Source organism: Phycisphaerales bacterium, from assembly GCA_016716475.1.
Classification (GTDB): domain Bacteria; phylum Planctomycetota; class Phycisphaerae; order UBA1845; family Fen-1342; genus JADJWG01.
Genome location: JADJWG010000002.1, coordinates 334,667 through 350,385 on the forward strand (window position 1 = coordinate 334,667; position 15,719 = coordinate 350,385).

18 protein-coding genes are annotated in these 15,719 nt (G+C 65.1%); 7 read left to right on the forward strand and 11 right to left on the reverse strand.

From position 1 onward, the window contains the following. Positions 1-42: 42 nt before the first annotated feature. From IPM18_09070 to IPM18_09095, 6 genes are all read right to left on the reverse strand, one after another. On the reverse strand, positions 43-870 hold the full coding sequence (locus tag IPM18_09070) for a ParB/RepB/Spo0J family partition protein (protein ID MBK9119734.1): 828 nt from the start codon (positions 868-870) through the stop codon (positions 43-45). Positions 871-872: 2 nt separating this feature from the next. Continuing rightward, on the reverse strand, positions 873-1,208 hold the full coding sequence (locus tag IPM18_09075) for a DUF1232 domain-containing protein (GenBank protein MBK9119735.1): 336 nt from the start codon (positions 1,206-1,208) through the stop codon (positions 873-875). 301 nt (positions 1,209-1,509) lie between these two features. Next, on the reverse strand, positions 1,510-1,701 hold the full coding sequence (locus IPM18_09080; protein ID MBK9119736.1) for a hypothetical protein: 192 nt from the start codon (positions 1,699-1,701) through the stop codon (positions 1,510-1,512). Then, on the reverse strand, positions 1,658-3,268 hold the full coding sequence (locus IPM18_09085; protein MBK9119737.1) for a hypothetical protein: 1,611 nt from the start codon (positions 3,266-3,268) through the stop codon (positions 1,658-1,660). The genes IPM18_09080 and IPM18_09085 overlap by 44 nt, the downstream gene beginning before the upstream one ends. Before the next feature lie 162 nt (positions 3,269-3,430). Further along, positions 3,431-3,760, reverse strand: coding sequence for a WGR domain-containing protein (locus IPM18_09090; GenBank protein ID MBK9119738.1), 330 nt, complete (start codon positions 3,758-3,760; stop codon positions 3,431-3,433). Further along, the gene (locus tag IPM18_09095) at positions 3,745-4,338 is read right to left on the reverse strand and encodes a recombinase family protein (GenBank protein MBK9119739.1); all 594 of its coding nucleotides are present in this window, start codon (positions 4,336-4,338) and stop codon (positions 3,745-3,747) included. Before IPM18_09095 ends, IPM18_09090 begins: the two co-directional genes overlap by 16 nt. A 369-nt stretch (positions 4,339-4,707) precedes the next feature. Between IPM18_09095 and IPM18_09100 the strand changes: the two genes are divergently transcribed. Continuing rightward, a complete protein-coding gene (locus IPM18_09100; GenBank protein MBK9119740.1) occupies positions 4,708-4,926 on the forward strand; it encodes a hypothetical protein in 219 nt (72 codons plus the stop codon). 8 nt (positions 4,927-4,934) lie between these two features. On the opposite strand, the gene IPM18_09105 is transcribed toward IPM18_09100, so the two are convergent. The 5 genes from IPM18_09105 to IPM18_09125 form a co-directional block, all read right to left on the reverse strand. Then, positions 4,935-5,354, reverse strand: a complete 420-nt coding sequence (locus IPM18_09105; protein MBK9119741.1) for a hypothetical protein — start codon at positions 5,352-5,354, stop codon at positions 4,935-4,937. Continuing rightward, positions 5,344-7,992 carry a relaxase domain-containing protein gene (locus tag IPM18_09110; protein ID MBK9119742.1) on the reverse strand — a complete coding sequence of 883 codons (2,649 nt, stop codon included), beginning with the start codon at positions 7,990-7,992 and terminating at the stop codon, positions 5,344-5,346. The genes IPM18_09105 and IPM18_09110 overlap by 11 nt, the downstream gene beginning before the upstream one ends. Before the next feature lie 1,965 nt (positions 7,993-9,957). Next, a complete protein-coding gene (locus IPM18_09115; GenBank protein ID MBK9119743.1) occupies positions 9,958-10,401 on the reverse strand; it encodes an ankyrin repeat domain-containing protein in 444 nt (147 codons plus the stop codon). A gap of 120 nt (positions 10,402-10,521) precedes the next feature. After that, complete coding sequence (locus tag IPM18_09120; protein MBK9119744.1) at positions 10,522-11,439, reverse strand: ankyrin repeat domain-containing protein; 918 nt, start codon at positions 11,437-11,439, stop codon at positions 10,522-10,524. Positions 11,440-11,761: 322 nt separating this feature from the next. After that, entirely contained in the window at positions 11,762-12,304 is a 543-nt protein-coding gene (locus tag IPM18_09125; GenBank protein ID MBK9119745.1) for an ankyrin repeat domain-containing protein, read from the reverse strand. Between the two features lie 566 nt (positions 12,305-12,870). Here IPM18_09125 and IPM18_09130 point away from each other — a divergent pair. The 6 genes from IPM18_09130 to IPM18_09155 all read left to right on the forward strand — a co-directional run bounded on the left by IPM18_09130 (position 12,871) and on the right by IPM18_09155 (position 15,613). Next, the gene (locus tag IPM18_09130; GenBank protein ID MBK9119746.1) at positions 12,871-13,074 is read left to right on the forward strand and encodes a hypothetical protein; all 204 of its coding nucleotides are present in this window, start codon (positions 12,871-12,873) and stop codon (positions 13,072-13,074) included. A gap of 61 nt (positions 13,075-13,135) precedes the next feature. Then, positions 13,136-13,354 (forward strand): hypothetical protein, encoded by a 219-nt coding sequence (locus IPM18_09135; protein ID MBK9119747.1) that lies wholly within the window; start codon positions 13,136-13,138, stop codon positions 13,352-13,354. A gap of 242 nt (positions 13,355-13,596) precedes the next feature. Next, positions 13,597-14,100: a hypothetical protein gene (locus IPM18_09140; protein MBK9119748.1), complete on the forward strand. Its 504-nt coding sequence runs from the start codon at positions 13,597-13,599 to the stop codon at positions 14,098-14,100. 64 nt (positions 14,101-14,164) lie between these two features. Continuing rightward, positions 14,165-14,386 carry an addiction module protein gene (locus IPM18_09145; GenBank protein MBK9119749.1) on the forward strand — a complete coding sequence of 74 codons (222 nt, stop codon included), beginning with the start codon at positions 14,165-14,167 and terminating at the stop codon, positions 14,384-14,386. A 2-nt stretch (positions 14,387-14,388) separates the two neighbouring features. Then, entirely contained in the window at positions 14,389-14,694 is a 306-nt protein-coding gene (locus IPM18_09150; GenBank protein ID MBK9119750.1) for a type II toxin-antitoxin system RelE/ParE family toxin, read from the forward strand. A gap of 316 nt (positions 14,695-15,010) precedes the next feature. Beyond that, entirely contained in the window at positions 15,011-15,613 is a 603-nt protein-coding gene (locus IPM18_09155) for a hypothetical protein (protein MBK9119751.1), read from the forward strand. Positions 15,614-15,719 lie beyond the last annotated feature (106 nt).

A 15,719-nucleotide genomic window follows, 5' to 3' on the forward strand; every position in this document is an offset into this window, starting at 1 on the left:
TGAACAGCACGAACGTGGGGATGAGTTCCATGATGAAACCTCCTACTTCCCGTTGACTGAGATGCCCTTGGCGACTTCTGCCAGCGGCCGACCGTCGGCGCCGGCGTGCTTGAGCTGTTCGGCAAGGTCGATGAACCAGGTAACGACTGAATCGATGCTGAGCGTCGGCGCGGAGACGGAGATCGACCGGCCCTCGCCGAGCTTGATGACAACGCGCTCGCGCGCGACGCGCTGTCGTCTGCCCGTCCGTGGAGCGGGACGACCCGCCTTGACGGCCTTCGTCTCCGCGACCAGCCGGTCGCGCGTCAGCCGCCCGTCGAGCACCGCCTGGATGAGCCGCTCGCGCTCCGCCGCGTCCGGCACGGTCACGATCTGGTAGGCGCTGCTCATGGGGATGCGCCCCGCGTCGATCAGGTCATGCACCTGGCGCGGCAGCACAAGCAGCGAAAGCAGCTTGGAGATGGTGCCGGGCGACGGCCGGCCGAGCCGCAGCGAGACCTCCGCCGCCGACCAGCCCGTCGCCTGCATCAGCTCGTGAACGGCGCGGGCGTGCTCGGTGACTTTCAGGCCCTGGCGCTGCGTGTTGGCCAGGAGTTGGAGCGTGACCCGCTCAGCCGGCGTCGGGGCCTTCTCGGCGATCAGCATCGGCACGGTTGCAAGGCCGGCGCGACGGGCTGCGTCCAGCCGGCGGTGTCCGTCATCGACGATGAGGGCATCACCTTCGTAGTGGCCGAGCAGCGGGACGAGGATACCGTTCTGCGCGATGCTCTGCGCCAGCGACACCTGCTCTTCTTCGTCGAGCCCCGCCCGCACGTTGCCGGACGACACCGGCTTGTTCGTCGGTACATGTTGGATGATGTGCTCCGGCATGGTCAGTTCCTCCCGGCCTTGTCACGGAGTTCCTGGAGTTCGATCTCGTCGTAGAGCTTCCGCTTCTCCCGCTCGCCCAGGCCCGATCGAACAGCGGCGATGGCGCCGATGATGTAGGCGATGTCGTCAGCGAACCCCAAGACAGGGACCACATCGGGGACTACGTCCAACGGCGACACACACATCAGGACAAGTCCCGCCGCCGTCGCGTACTTGGTCAACTCCAAACCGACTGCCCGCAGCTTGCTCTGCGGCAGAGCTAGAAGGATCAGCATCGCCAGGAACAGCAGTGTGCTGCATCCGACGAACAGCTTGAGGAACGAGAAGAACTCAGCCACAGTGGTCCACCTTTCTCGCGCCCTATACGCGCGAAAACGCCGTGCCCATCTCCCAGGGCCCGGCGTGCATTGGTTGTAAAGGGGATGTCTCCGAGTCGAGGCGGCGGTGCGCCCGCTCACTCTTGATCCGTCAGATTGTGCGGCATTGTTCGCAAAGGTCAAGATTCAAGCCGAGAGTTTCACGAGCACGCATTTCACGCCTGGCCAAAAGCGGGCCTCATCGCTCGAAAACGCAGGTTTTGGTGGGTGGTGAGAGCGGCGGAATACGGACTCAAGATCACAACGAGAAGGGCGATGATTCCTACGACGGTGCTCCCCAGCCGTGGCTACGAATCAGCAGAGCAATGACGTACACGACAACCAGCAAGTCGATAACGGGCGCGCTCCATGACGACTGGTCGCTCAAGAGCGCGATGAGCAGTTCGATCAGACTAAACAGCCCGCTCGCCTCACGCTCGTCCGCGACCGTCCGGTTCCACGGCCGGAGTGTCAACCAGGCCGCCCAGGTCGGCGGGCAGATCCGATTCGATTGGAATCTCTTCGGGCAAACCGGGTGCCCGTTCGCTCCTGACCGCCCGGAGATACTCGGCCGCACCCGCGCCGTATCCGAGTGCCGCGTGGCGCAAGATGCTCGGCCGATCCCGGAAATCCGCGAACTCCGGATCCCGACGGAGCTCCTCCAGGCGGACCATTCCCGCTCGCAGAAACCCGGCAGGATCGGAGGGCCAGTACGCGGCTGCCTGTCGGAACACGCTCGGCGTGTCTCGGAAGCATGCGAATTCAGGATCGCCTGCCAGTTCTTCCGACCGACGCATCACGCCTCGTAGGTACTCAGCAGGGTCGGATGCGTGCGCCACGGCCGCATGCCGCAAGATGCCCGGGGCGGACTGGAACGCCGCAAACTCCGGGTTGCGCTCAAGCGCGTCGATACGATCCTTGACTTCGCGCAGATACTCCCGCGCCCGGCTGGGATAACGACACGCCGCCTGACGCAGCAGGCTTGGTGTGTCACGGAAACAGGCCCACTCGGGTTCATCGGCCAATGCGTCAGCCAATCTGGCGGCGGTTCGCAGGACCTCACCCGCACGGTCCGCGTAGAGAATGGATGCGTCCCGAAGCAGACTCGGAGAGCCGTGAAAGGCTGCCAGTTCGGGATCGCGGCGGAACTCCTCGATAAGGCGTATGACCTTTCGCAGAAACCCGGCAGGATCAGACGGGTACTTCACCGCCGCGTGCTGGTACACGCGCGGCGTCTCCGCGAAGCAGGCGAATTCCGGGTCATGGCGAAGCTCCCTGACAGTTTCGATGACCGACCGCAGGAACTCCGCCGGGTTCGTTGGGTACGTGAAGGCTGCATACTTCAGCACACTCGGAGTATCACGAAAGCACTCGAACCGCGGATCGCGGCTCAGCGCTTCGACGCGCCGCTTCACCCCTCGCAGAAACTCCGCACTGCGAGTCGGGTACTTGAGGGCCGCTGCGCGCAACATCCCCGGCGTGTCGCGGAAGCACGCCAGCTCGGGATCACGGGAGAGTTCTTCCGTGCGTCGGAGCGCTCCACGCAGGAAGCCTCCGGGATCGGAAGGGTACCCAACGGCAGCAAGGCGGAAGACGCTGGGTGTATCCCGGAAACCCGCGAAGTGCGGCGACGCCACCAGCGGCGCCAAATCGCCCTGATAGACGGTAACGCTCGCCACCCGGTCAGGAGAAAGGTCAAGCAAGGCTGCGTTGGCCAGCAGTTCTCCGGTCAGAATCTGGTACACGGGCTTTCTGAGATGCGATGGGATTGAAATTGAACGGCGTCGGCATAGTTCCTCAAACCCTCGCATAAGCCGCTCGGCGGCTTGCCTCTCGTCGGCAACTGCCGCAGACACCAACCGGCTCCGTTCGATTGTCGAGACGGACGCCGCGGCCGTCGCATCGGATAGATGCACACCACCCCTGAGCGCCTTCCCGCTCATGCGTTGCACTTCGCGGGCCTCGGCGATGAACCGCTCCGCTGCTTTCAGGGCATCCAGGTCGATGCCTGTTGCGCCCAACTCCTCTTCCGCCTCCGACATCTCCGATCAACGACTCATCGTTCTCTCCGTGGACCATACCTGTAGCACGTGCGGCGGCGATCGCGTGTGACGTTTGCATGACAAATGCGCCGCGCGTGCTTCCGATTCGCCCAGTGTGCCACATGTCCGCGCCAAGCGCGAGCACTCTTCGCTGTCCAGCCCCTAAGCCGCCAGTGCCGCAATTGACGAAGCAGGGAGCCAGTCCGACAGCGCCGTCCGCGCCGGTACGACCAGTTCCCGGATCTGATACGCGCAGCCGATCCGACGCGGCGCGGACAGCCGCCGCCGTAGCCGATCGTGCAGGATGGCGCGGGCGTCGTCCGCATCCGGGCCGGCAAACCGGAGCTCACGGAGAGATTGACCAACCCGTCCGTAGCGGACGGTGACGACCCAGTGGCCGAGCAGGTCCCGGCCGACGGCCAGCTCGTACCGCCGGTGATGGTTCAGCTCGTCGCTGTGCGCCTCCAGGGCGATCGTCAGGAGGTCGAGCATCCCGCCTCCGTCGCCGGTGATTCCCTCAGGTACTGGTAAAGCGTCTCGCGGCTGATACCGAACTCGCGGGCGAGGCGAGCCTTCTTCTCGCCCCCGGCGACGCGGGCGCGCAGTTCGGCGATGCGCTCCGGTGACAGCGCCCGCTTGCGGCCGCGATACACGCCGCGCTGCTTGGCCAGCGCGATGCCCTCGCGCTGCCGCTCGCGGATGAGTTCACGCTCGAACTGGCCCACCGCGCCGAGCACGGTGAGCATGAGGTTCGCCATCGGCGAATCCTCGCCGGTGAAAAGCAGGTTCTCCTTGATGAACTGGACGCGGATGCCGCGTCGGGTCTGCTCCTGGACGACGCGGCGCAGGTCGTCCACGTTGCGCGCCAGGCGGTCCATGCTGTGGACGACGATCGTGTCCCCTTCGCGGGCGTAGGCGACCAGCGCCTTGAGTTCGGGACGGTCGGTGTCCTTCCCGGATGCCGCGTCGGTGAACACGCGGTCGAGTTGCACCCCTTCGAGTTGCCGCTCCGCGTTCTGATCGTACGAACTGACCCGCACGTACCCGATCCGTTGACCCTTCCCCGACACCTTCCCTCCATACTGTCAGGAAAGGTCTATGACATCGCGCCGCACCTGTCAACAAATACTTGAAGCGACTCTACTCTGACAGGCTCCGCGCAAACTGTCTGACATCAGGCTGGGGTAGACCCTACCCTGACAGGTTGGACGCCGGCCGCGCTCTCGGATGACTGGTTCACACCATTCTTCCACCGCCAGAGTAATTCTATTCGGCGGATCCCGCCGCCATGAAAGCCGTCCCTCCGCGCGGTGGAAGGATGCGCATGGAAAGCATGTAGCCACTGGCGGATGCGCTCAGTCATTTGTCACACAATTGTCATTCACAGACGCGATCGGATGCGCTATGGTCGCGGTTTACCAGCTCACACTTTGCTCCTGATGTCCGCACCCAACCCGCTTCACCTCGCCAACACCGCCCAGCAGATGGCCCGCAGCGCACCCGCATCCGACGCGGTCGTCTTCAACAAGGTCGCGATGGTCTGCATGGGCGTGATGGCGGTGGCGTCGGTTATGCAGGTGCTCCAGCCGTTGCTCCGCGACCTGAACCGCAAGCACGCTGCCGACGAGCACCGACGGGGACGCGGGCGCGGTCGCTGACCGCAGCACTACCACTCGATCGCATCGACCACTGTCTCGCTATCGCCGGCCTGTAAACCGGCGTTGCGGTCGGCCTCCCTCACCCACGGCACGCGGTGGCGCGTGATGCCCTCGAAGAGACGCACCGAGGGGCGGACGTCGGCGTTGAGATTGCGGCCCCTGATGCGGATCTTCTGCCCTCCCGCCGACAGAGTGATGCCTTCCGAAGGATCGAACTCGACCCGCTCCAGCCAGCCGTAGCCGATAGCCACGATGCTGCCGTCCTTGCGGCGCAGCTCCAGCATGACGGCCCGGTCGCGGATGCCGCCGCGCAGCCAGCCGAAGGCGCCGAGGTCGTCGCAGGCGTCCGCTTCCGCGTGGTTGTCGCTCGCTCCCAGGCGGGACTCGCGGCCCGTCACGTATCGTTGCAGCACGGCGCTATCGCTCATGGATCAATCGCTCCTGTTCTGTGTGCATGTTGCGCGCGGCGTCGGGAATCGCCGCCAGCCGCTCCAACCTTTGCAGCGTGGCGGCGCGCTCTCGCACGTCCCGCCCGGCAACGAACTCCGTCGCCGTAAGCCGGTCATCCGAACGGCTGACCGCTTCCAGCAGGGCCTCCTTGTCATCGGTGTAGATGGTCGCGCGTTCGCGCCCGCGGCTGACGCTGACGTAGAACTGCTCGCGTGACGACGCGGGCAGTGAGTCGGACGACTGACCAATGAATACGCGGTCCACCGTCTTGCCCTGGGAAGCATGGCTCGTCACGACGTAGCCGTGCGCCAGGTGGCCGTAGTGTTTCGAGACGGTCCAGCCGTTCTGCAGGACGATGTTCCCGCCGGCGTCGAAGCCGCGCACCGTGCAGAGCGCGCCGTTGTTGAGCCGGTGCCTGCCGTCGGCCGTCATGCCGTTCTTCGTGACGCGCAGCACGTCGCCGGGGGCAATGGGCAAGACCGACGGCCGGTAGACCTGGAAGTGGTCGGCCTGGTCGAGCGGCAGGGGATCATCACCGACCGCGACGCGTTCGCCCTTGCGATGCCCCTTCGCGTTCTGGTGGAACACCAGCACGTCGCCGGGAGCGTAGTTCAGCGCGTCCGCCCTCTCCGCTTCCGTCAGGTTCGCGCTCTCCAGCGCCAGGAAGATCCGCTCCCCTTCGGCCAGCCGGCCGGATTGCTTGAGCCGCGCGCGGATTTCATCGGTGATCCACTCGCCCTCTAGGTGCGTCGGCGAGACGACCAGCGCCGTCTTCCCCTCTTCCACCGACGCCACGTAATCCTCGGCCAGTGCCTTGTAGCGCTCCGTCTCGCCGATCTCGCGTATCCACCCCAACCGATCCAGCTCGCGGAAGCCGTCCTCCGTTCGGGCTTCACTCAGCGCCCGCACGGCTTCCCGGTAGTCGCGGCGCTGCCGCAAAATCTCCCGAATCTCTGCCGGCACGAGACCGGCTTCCTCTTCGAGCAGCCGCAGCGCCGCACCGCGTTCGACCGAGCCGTGCTGCCGGCGATCGCCGGAGAGGATGACCCGCGCCTCCAGCCGGTCCGCCAGGTCGAACACTCTCGCCATCGTCCTCGAGCCGAGCAGCCCTGCCTCGTCGATCCAGACGACCTGCCCGGCGACCTGCGCCTGCATCCGCTCATCCACAAGCAGCCGCGCCACGGTGTCGGCGTCGGCAAATCCCTCGACGTCGCGCAGCACGCCGCGGCTGGCGTCCGCTGAAGGAGCGAAGACAAAGGCGCGGCGCCCGCCCGCCTCAATGCCCTCGACGGCTTCCTTCATCATCGTCGTCTTGCCCGTGCCGGCGGCGCCCCGGATCAGGATCACCCGGTCGGTCGATTCCAGCACATGCCGCACGGCGCGTTGCTGGTCGGCGTTGAGCCAGTCGCGCGTGAGCGCGTGGTTCGCCGTACCGAGCGGCCGGCACGTCCCCCTGCCCCCGCGCGCGAAGCCGAGCATGCGCGTCTCTTCCTCCAGCACGCTCCGCGTCGTGGCCAGCCGTCGCCCGTTCCGTTCGGCGGTCACCAGGTGCTCCGCCTCCAGGCTGCGCGTCACCGACTCCGGCGAGGCGCGGCCGACCGAGTGTTTCATGGCTTCGGCGAGCAGCTTTCGTTCCGGGACGACGGCGCTGCGCTCGAAGCAGTGCCCCACGGCGTGCAGCGCCGCCTCGCGCGCCGCCCGGCCGTCCTCCGGGATGCTCTCGAGTCCGAGGCGGCTCTTCGCGGCCGTCAGCGCGGCCAGCTCATCCGCCGTCATGCGGGACATCCACTCGCCGCGCAGCTCGTCGAGCGTCAGGTCCTTCTGCTTCTTCTCCCGTGTCTTCGCGCCCAGTTCGCCCTTGGCTCGTGGGTCGGTGATGCCGGCCTCGCTTGCCTTCTCTTCAATGAGCGCCGTCCGCCTTGAGAACTTCTCGATGGCCGACTGCGGCACGCCGGCCAGTTCCCAGCCGTGCTTGGTCCGCCGCGTCGGCAGGCCGAGTTCCTCCAGCCGCCGCGCCAGGCGCGAATGGAACACCGCCTCGAAGAACGGCGCATCGCGCTTCAGCCCCGCGAACTGCCCGGCCTTCCAGCGGGACTCCTTGTCGTCCCAGGTCGTGTTGAACACGAAGCAGTGCGCGTGCAGGTGCGGGTCGGGCACGCCGTCCACCGGCCGAGCCGTGAAGTGGACGAACTCGCCCCACACCATGTTGCCGGTCGTCCGGTCCTCGTTGCGACCGCCGACGCGCACGCGCGTCTGCATCTCGGATTCGATATCCTCCATCGTCGCCTCGACCGACTCGCGGAAGGCGTCGAGGAGTCGCTCGTCGCGCGTGAGCCCGTAGAGGATCGAGACGCTCTTGGGCACGTGGAAGTTGAAGTCGTAGCCGACCCGCCGGTCGCGCTTCGTGCGCGGCGTCAGCGTCTCGCCCGTCGCCGGGTGGCGATTGTCGCACAGCGCATCCCAGTCCTCCCGGCGCACGTTGCCGGAAAGGCCGAGCCGCCCGGCCCCCTCGCCTTTCCATGCGCCGACGAGTTCCTGCCCCTCCGCGTAGTAGTCGGCGGTCGAGTAGTAGCTCTTGGCGCCTTCGGGCGTACTGTTCTGGGTGATGCGAAGCATGGTGACGCGATAGTTCCTACCGCGTCATTCGCAATCGTCAAGAAGTTGTTCGCGTGGGGGTTGATTTCTTTCACCGAGTTTCACGACGGACCGACCGAACATGAGCGGCCGGCTCTGTCTTGCCACGGGTTTCAAGCGGACTTCCTCTCGGCGGTTTTATGTGAGGGTAGAGCCTCCCGTTGGTCCATTTCCAGCCAACCGACCCACCGGGACCATGACGGCCTGAACTTGCCCACCCCCGGCGGATTCCACGCTGGGTCAGCTCACCTCCACCCCGCATACAGGCACTGTCATCGAAGCGTCACGTGCTATAAGCCGAAGCTCGGTTCCCAGACCCAAGCGATCTGCTGGGTTCCCGCACATTCCCGCGCTCCTCACATGGCGCAGGACAGCGCTGGGATCAAGAGCGAGAGCGCGCATGCCCGCGCTGCAGTGACAGATTGTCCAGCGCGCGCAGCATCGGATCCTTCCGCAACAATCGCGGAAGAGCCCGAGGCCCAGGTGCAGTATCTCCTCCCCACCGCTCCCGGGCTCGCTGCATCAGACAGCTCATCTACCAAGACATGCGGACTCGCAGAGCACATGCTGGGATATGATTGCTCAACATGTAGCCGTCGCCTAGGTCAAGCCCCTCTACGCAGGCAGTGTCTCCCACAGCGGGAGGTTGATTCAACGCCCCTGAGACGCCGGGTCCACGAGCAACGATGTGCCCGGTATTCGGCATACCGTCATCGCTCTTGCTTTCCAGCTGGAAGCACTCGGCGGGCGTCAACTGCGGACTCGCTGCGATGTACTCACCATTCGCCCCAATCTCCGTTACGGCATTGAGCTCATAGTAATGCCGTCCCGCATGGGAGAAGCCGACAATGGAGTTGGACCGTCCCAGTCGCGCAGGCGGTAAACTCCGTGTGACGTCTGTTATGGGACCGGTCGGCAACCCGGTCGATGACACGATCGCACTATTCCCTTCCGTTCCGAACGCACCATCGATCAGACCCGCTTCGGACAGGTGTCGGAAATGAGCCAGAGGTTCGCCGACGGCCACTGGTGAGCTATCTGTGGGGTTCACGTTCTCGATCACTCCATTGCCATCACCCAGGCCGACGCCGCCTGCGTTCGCGCCGGTGAACGCGAAGAAGCCGAATGCGGACGCCTGAGCGACTTGCAGGTCACCCGGAATCCCACCAAATCGCCCACGATATGTTTGCACTGCCGCGTTGTATTGCTCCAGCTGCCCGATTGTCGCCCGGACTTCGGCCGCCCTGACCAGGTCGCGCCCAGCAAGTATGACACCGGTTATCAGTCCGATGACAACCAAGACGACTGCTACCTCAACGAGGGTGACTCCGTCGTGACGAGCCGCCCTGTTAAACTCACATCCCGTCATCGTAAACCTTCACTCGTTTACGGTTGTATCCCGCTTGCACTGCCGCCACCTGGCATTGCCTGAATATGGTGCCACCGCGCTGTCAGCGCACCGAACGCTAACGCGATCGGTCCTCCACACCCAGGCTCGCTGCTCGGCGTAAAGATACGACCGTCGTCTGATCGTGGAGGCATTCTTCCGACAGCAGCGCCCCAAGGCGAAGCTTGCCACACAGTTGAGACAGAAGCTCTCGCGCTTCGATCCCCTGTGCGGTAGTGTCGGTAAACAGATGGTACATCCCGGATATGGCCACCAGAGCGTCCTGTCGTCGCATCTCAACAACGCGTCTCCCATTCAACGCTGCATCGAGAGTCATAAACGCGTCGGCAATCAGCGAAACTGTTTCAGCAGGAAGCCCGTGCAGGCGCTCCTTATCGAACCAAGCCGCCCACGACACCGCACGTACCCTCGCCTCGTCACTAGGATACTGCGGCCACCAAACGAGCGGCAGGCATGCACTCGCCACTTTCCCATGTATCCGCATGCGAAACTCGCGGTCCTCCCTATAGGACTCCACGACAGTCACCGGGAGTGTTGCCCTACCGGCGCCTTCCATGCATCCTGCCCTGTCCGAGGGACCGGATGAGTTCGGCACCCACATGATTCCCTGCCGATCTCGCAACCTCCTCGGGCGTGCGCCCCTCATGATCAGGTACGGCCGTGTCAGCACCTGCTTCAAGCAGGATGGCAATGGGCGCGTTGAAGCCATCCCTACCCTTCATGGCGGCGTGATGCAGTGGCGTCGCCCCGTACTCATCGGTGGCGTTCACATTGGCACCGTGCTTCAACAGCAATCTCACCGAGTCTTCACAGCCCGCGTAAGAGCAGGCATAGTGGAGCGCTGTCCGTCCGTGGCCGTCCACGCTATCGACATTCGCTTCCGTTGCCAGAATATCCTTCAGCGTCGCTTGGGTGCCGAACACCGCCGCGCTATGCAACGGCGGCATTCTCCGATCGTGCGTCGCGTCATGTGCATCCGTCATGCGTCCCTCCGTGCGACGCTGCGGTGCCCCCTGCATACCACGCGCAGGTACATCCACGTGACAATGTGGTGACAGTTGTCGGGGACTCTCTCCACTATCGCCATCGCTCCCGGCATATTCCTACCGCTGGACAGTTGTGGACACAGACGGTACACGGGGCGACTGCGTCGGTCTTACCGGGTCTGCCGACTGCCCCGATTCCTTGACCTCCAGCCGCGCCCCACCCATCAATGTGCCAGCACGCTTGGCGGCCCGCGCGAGGGCATCCATATCTTTGGAGGGCTCTGACTCCACCGGTGTGGCCCGGCTCCGTACTTGCGGAACAGCGCCTGCGAGGCCGCCTGGAACTGTGACGCCGAGCAGATCCGAGAGCTCCGCGTCCCGGAGCCGTTGCTCAACGGCACCACCGGCTGCCGCACCGCCGGCACCCAGCAGCAGCGCTGCCACGAGTCCCATCATCGGTCCGCCTGCGCTCATGCCAATCATGAGACCAATCAGCGAGCCCGCGATGCCGCCGATACCTATCCCCGCGAGACCAGCCTGTGATGTCCGGAGATCCTCGGCAAGCGCCCCACTGTGGTCGCGAGCGCTTCTATCCGCACCATGTTCAATGAGCGCCCTTATTGTGTCCGCATCACCGCCACGCGCAGCCCAGTGCAAGGGGGTCTGTCCTGCTGCGTCTATCGCACTGACATCAGCGCCCTTGTCGAGGAGCATTCTGACTTTATCACCCTCGCCGAACCCCGCCGCGTAATGAAGCGCCTCTCGTCCGAACTCATCCCGCTCATTGACGTCGCCGCCGCGATCAAGAATCGCTTTGAGAAGGGCGCTGTCGCCGACCATCAGCGCATAGCTCGCCGGCGTAAGACCCGTTCCGGCCATTACGGCGTTAAGGTCAACTCCGGATTGAGAGAGCCTCGCGGCTGCTGCGGAGTCACCTTTCATAAGTGCCATGCCGAGCGCGACCTCGTCCGGCGTCAGGGCGGGTGGGTCGGCTGTATCAGGGGTCTCCCGTGTCATACAATACTCATCACTCATACGTAGCGCTTAGTACACGATAACATGGCCGCGGCGCCTTGTGTATGACAATTGTGTGAATAGTGAGCCCCTTCACTCTATAAGGGCGGGACAGCGCGGGCCACGCGCGTCTCACCACGGGAGCACCGGCTGCCAGCAATGTGTCAGGACGCTGGCCGTAGGGCCAGGGTCGCTGCTTATTAACAGGGCGCGCGCGACGCTGCCGTAATCATGAGGTATGTGGCCCGTGGCGTTCGCTCCTGTCAACGCTCAGGGTCGGGAGGACGCTGACCTCTACCCCGGAGGCCTCTCAGGCTCAACGCTGCCGCTGCAACGTGCCGACTCAGCGTGACCTGCCTTTGCGGGTCCGATCTCTTAGAGCTTGATCTTCTAGAGCGGAGAGGAACTTCGCCAACTCGGGATGGCTGACAGGGACACATCCCGAAAACCTGCCACCTCCGGGTCCGTCGGCAAGAACATCGGCACCCGCCTTCACGAGCAATTTCGCGATCTCAGTGTGACCACCTAGCGCGGCCAGATGCAAGTGGCTGCGCCCCCCGCTCGCCTCGATCCGTGCTCCCCTGGCCAGCAGCAGCGCAACCATCGGTGCGTTGCGGTCTCCGCCCCGCACGGCCGCATGAAGCGGGGTTCCACGCCAGGTTCTGATGTTAATGCGGGCACCAGCGTCGAGCAGGAGTTCCGCGACATGGACGTGTCCGAGTTCGGCAGCAATGTGTAGGGGCGGTTGGTAGCCCCAATCGCCACCGTTGGGATCGGCCCCACCGTTCAGCAGTTCCTTGACCGTTTGCGTATCACCCAGCTCTACCGCCCTGTGCAGCGCCGATTGACCGTACTCACCAACGTCATCTATGTCCTGTGTGGCCACTCTGTCTCTCTCTATAATCTACGGTATCACGTCCCGCTGCGCTTGTGTATGACAGTTCGGTGACAGTCGTACGACTTGTGGCATGCCGTTGAATCTGCTGGCTATTCTCGCTCCACCTGCCACGGCAGCCTTCCGTCCTGCCCGGCGGATGGGCCACTACTGCACTCGCAGCGGAGGTGCAGCGCGTCGTCGGCACCATCGCTGATGTCGGCCCTCACCGCGTGCAACTGGGCGGGACGCAGACCAGAAGCAAGCCGCCCCTGCAATCGCTTCCCGCTTGTCCGACTGTTCGACGTGGTCGCCTGGGCGTTGACGTGCCGGGCTCGTCTCTTCTTTTCCCGGTCTCCTGCGCCCACGCACGGCCTGATTGACGGCATCGCTACAGCCGCCGCCGGTCCGGTCAAGCGGAAAACCGGTTCCCCCCAACATCTTCACTGCGTTGCAGACGCGGGTCCCTCCCGTTTTCCGCTGTGACCGTTGCGCTTCGCCCCGGCTGGAGCGGCCGTTTACCGCGTGCCATCAGGCCGCGATGGGCGCGGCCGGAAACCTCCAGAAAGGAGACTCACATGTCCGACACGAAGAACAACGCTTCCAAGGCTCCCACGCACATCGCCTACCAGGTGCGCGACCGGGAGGGCAAGAAGGGCTTCTGGACCCGCATCGGCAGCGCCTGGCCGCACGCCGACGGCAAGGGCTTCAACATCCAGCTTGAAGTCGTGCCGCTCGACGGCCGCATCACGCTCCGCGTCGCGAGCGAGAAGAAGGACTGACCCATCCTGAGCCGGGCGGGCCGCAAGGCCCGCCCTTTCTCCATTGAAAGGAGTACACACGATGACTGACACCGACATCACCAACGCCGAGCGTGCCGACCGCTGCGAGGAATCGCTCGCCCGGTACAACGACGACTACGACACCATCGCCAACCTGATCGACCTGCTCGCTGACGCCCGACACTGGTGCGACCGGCACGGCCAGTGCTACGGCGACTTGGACCGCATTGCTCACGACCACTACCTCGCCGAACTCTGGGAAGAACGGGGGCTGTCATGATGCACGCCGTCAACCCGTTCTACGCCGAGCGTAGCCGCAGGACGCCGCCCGTCAGGGTGTCCGCACACGCAACCGGCGCTTCCATCGAGAAGCGCGTCATCGGCAACGCCACGCTCTACCGCGCCGACTGCTTCGACGTATTGCCGACGCTCTCCGGCATCGGCGCCGTCGTCACCGACCCGCCCTACGGCATCGGGTTCCAGTACCGCAGTTACGACGACGCGCCCGAGAAGTACGACGCCATGATGGCCCGGCTCGTGCCCGAGCTGGTCCGCATCACCGCGGGCGGCCCGTGCTTCGTCTGGCAGAGTCCGCTCACCGCCGAGCGCTGGCACCGCTACTTCCCGAAAGGGTATCGCATCATCGCCGCGTGCAAGGTCTATCCCGAGAGCGGCCGCCAGCGCTGCCTGAGCTGGGACCCGGTGATCTTCTGGAGCGGCAAGTCCCTGCTCAAGGAGGAACTGCCGCGCGACTGGCACGTCTCGGACCTCACGCCGTGGGACGGCTACACGGGCGACAACCCCGTCCCCTGCCCTCGCCCGCTCGGCCAGGTGCGCTACTTCTGTGACTCGCTCCGCGCCGACTGCATCTTCGACCCATTCATGGGCAGCGGCACGACGGGTGTGGCCGCCGTGCTCGCTGGCAAGCGATTCGTCGGCATCGAGCGCGACCCGGTCTACTTCGAGTACGCCCGCAAGCGCATCGCCGCGGCGCAGAACGACTCATCGCAGGAGGCACGCGCATGAACATTCCGGTTTACATGCGAGCCGCGTTGAGGCATGCTGGAATCTGGTACTTCCGAGGTTCACCATGCAACCGCAAACCGATCACTTCGAGATATTCACGCTGCCGGTCGAGCAACGCCTTGACCTGGTGCAGCGGCTGTGGGACAGCGTCCGGGAGGAAATCGAGGCGCTGCCCCTTACCGCCGCGCAGCGCGCCGAGATCGAGCGTCGTATCGCCGAGATTGACAGCGGCGCCGTCCACTGCGAGCCGTTCGACGCGGTGATGAAGCGCCTACTCGCCGAGTGACCTTGCCGGTCGTCATCTCGCCCGCCGCCGCCTTTGACATCGCCGACGCCACAACGGCCTACGAGGCCACACGCCCCGGCCTTGGCCGCGAGTTCCTGCACGAACTCCGCCGCGCGCGGCTCCAGATTGCGCGATTCCCCGCCGGCTGCCAGCAGGTTCTGCCCGACGTTCGCCGCTGCCTCATCCACCGTTTTCCCTTCGGCGTCACCTACCGCTGCATGCCGGACCGCATCGAGATTCTGGCCGTGCTGCCGACCCAGGCCGACCCGCTGCGGGTCACCATCCGGGCCAAGGTTGGCGCGGAATAGCCAATGGGCCAGCGGGCACCCGCGCCGACCGAATCCGGCATGGTCCGCGCCAGGCGGGGCATCGCCTGTCACGCCCCGTGCGCCTGAACAACTCGGATTGAGGAACCCTCGGACTCGGGACCATACCGGCAGGTATGGGCTTGAATGAGCGGTGCCCGCCGCCCGCCGTGTCGGGTCCCAGCCGCCGGTGAGGACCCGACGACGACGGCCGTATACGGCAGATGCGAGTTTCCGGTTTACATGCGGGGCATGCTGAGGCATCCTGACCAGAACCACGCAAGAACGCACGCTCCAGCCGCATGACATTCCGGTCCCCATGAGTTCCGCCAAGCAGACGCACGACGCCCCGCGAAACGCCGAGGCGGGACAGCTTCGGTTCACCTGGCCCGAATCGACGCCGACCGATGACAACCCGCCTTCGGAGCAGCCGCACATTCAGGGAACCGAGCCAATCGCGGCGGAAGCCGCACCGGACCCTGCTCCCAGTGCTCAACCGCGTGACCTTTCAGACTCGCCGCGTTCATCGGATTGCTCGTACGGTCCCGGCCATCCCTGGCACTACTACCGCGAAGGCGACAATGCTCCGCCGATCCCGTTCGACGATATTCCGGCCAGCGAGGAGTCCGGCCGCGCGATGGAGCGCGAGCTGCCGAAGCCCGGCGCCAAGCGGATCGTTGCGATTCGGGACCGGCTCGAATCCGAGCGGCGCGAGCTCGACGAGGCCCGCATCCGCTACCAGGAGATCATCGACCGCGGCGCCGCGGCGCTGAGCCGGTACGACCGTGAGATCGCCTACGGCGGCAATGACGACATGGCCCGGGCCGGCACGCTCGCCCTGCTTTTCAACCAGGCCGCATGGCGAAAGGGCCGCATCGCCTGCCTTGAATGCGAGCGCTCGCCCGGCGCGGTCCGGCGATGACAATCGCCAACCGATCCAAGCTCCGCCCCTGCCCCGCATCCGCCTGAGTCAGTTGTCCCACTGAGCGTCCGGCGGTCCACGTTCCGCTTCCGTTTGACCCGCCGTT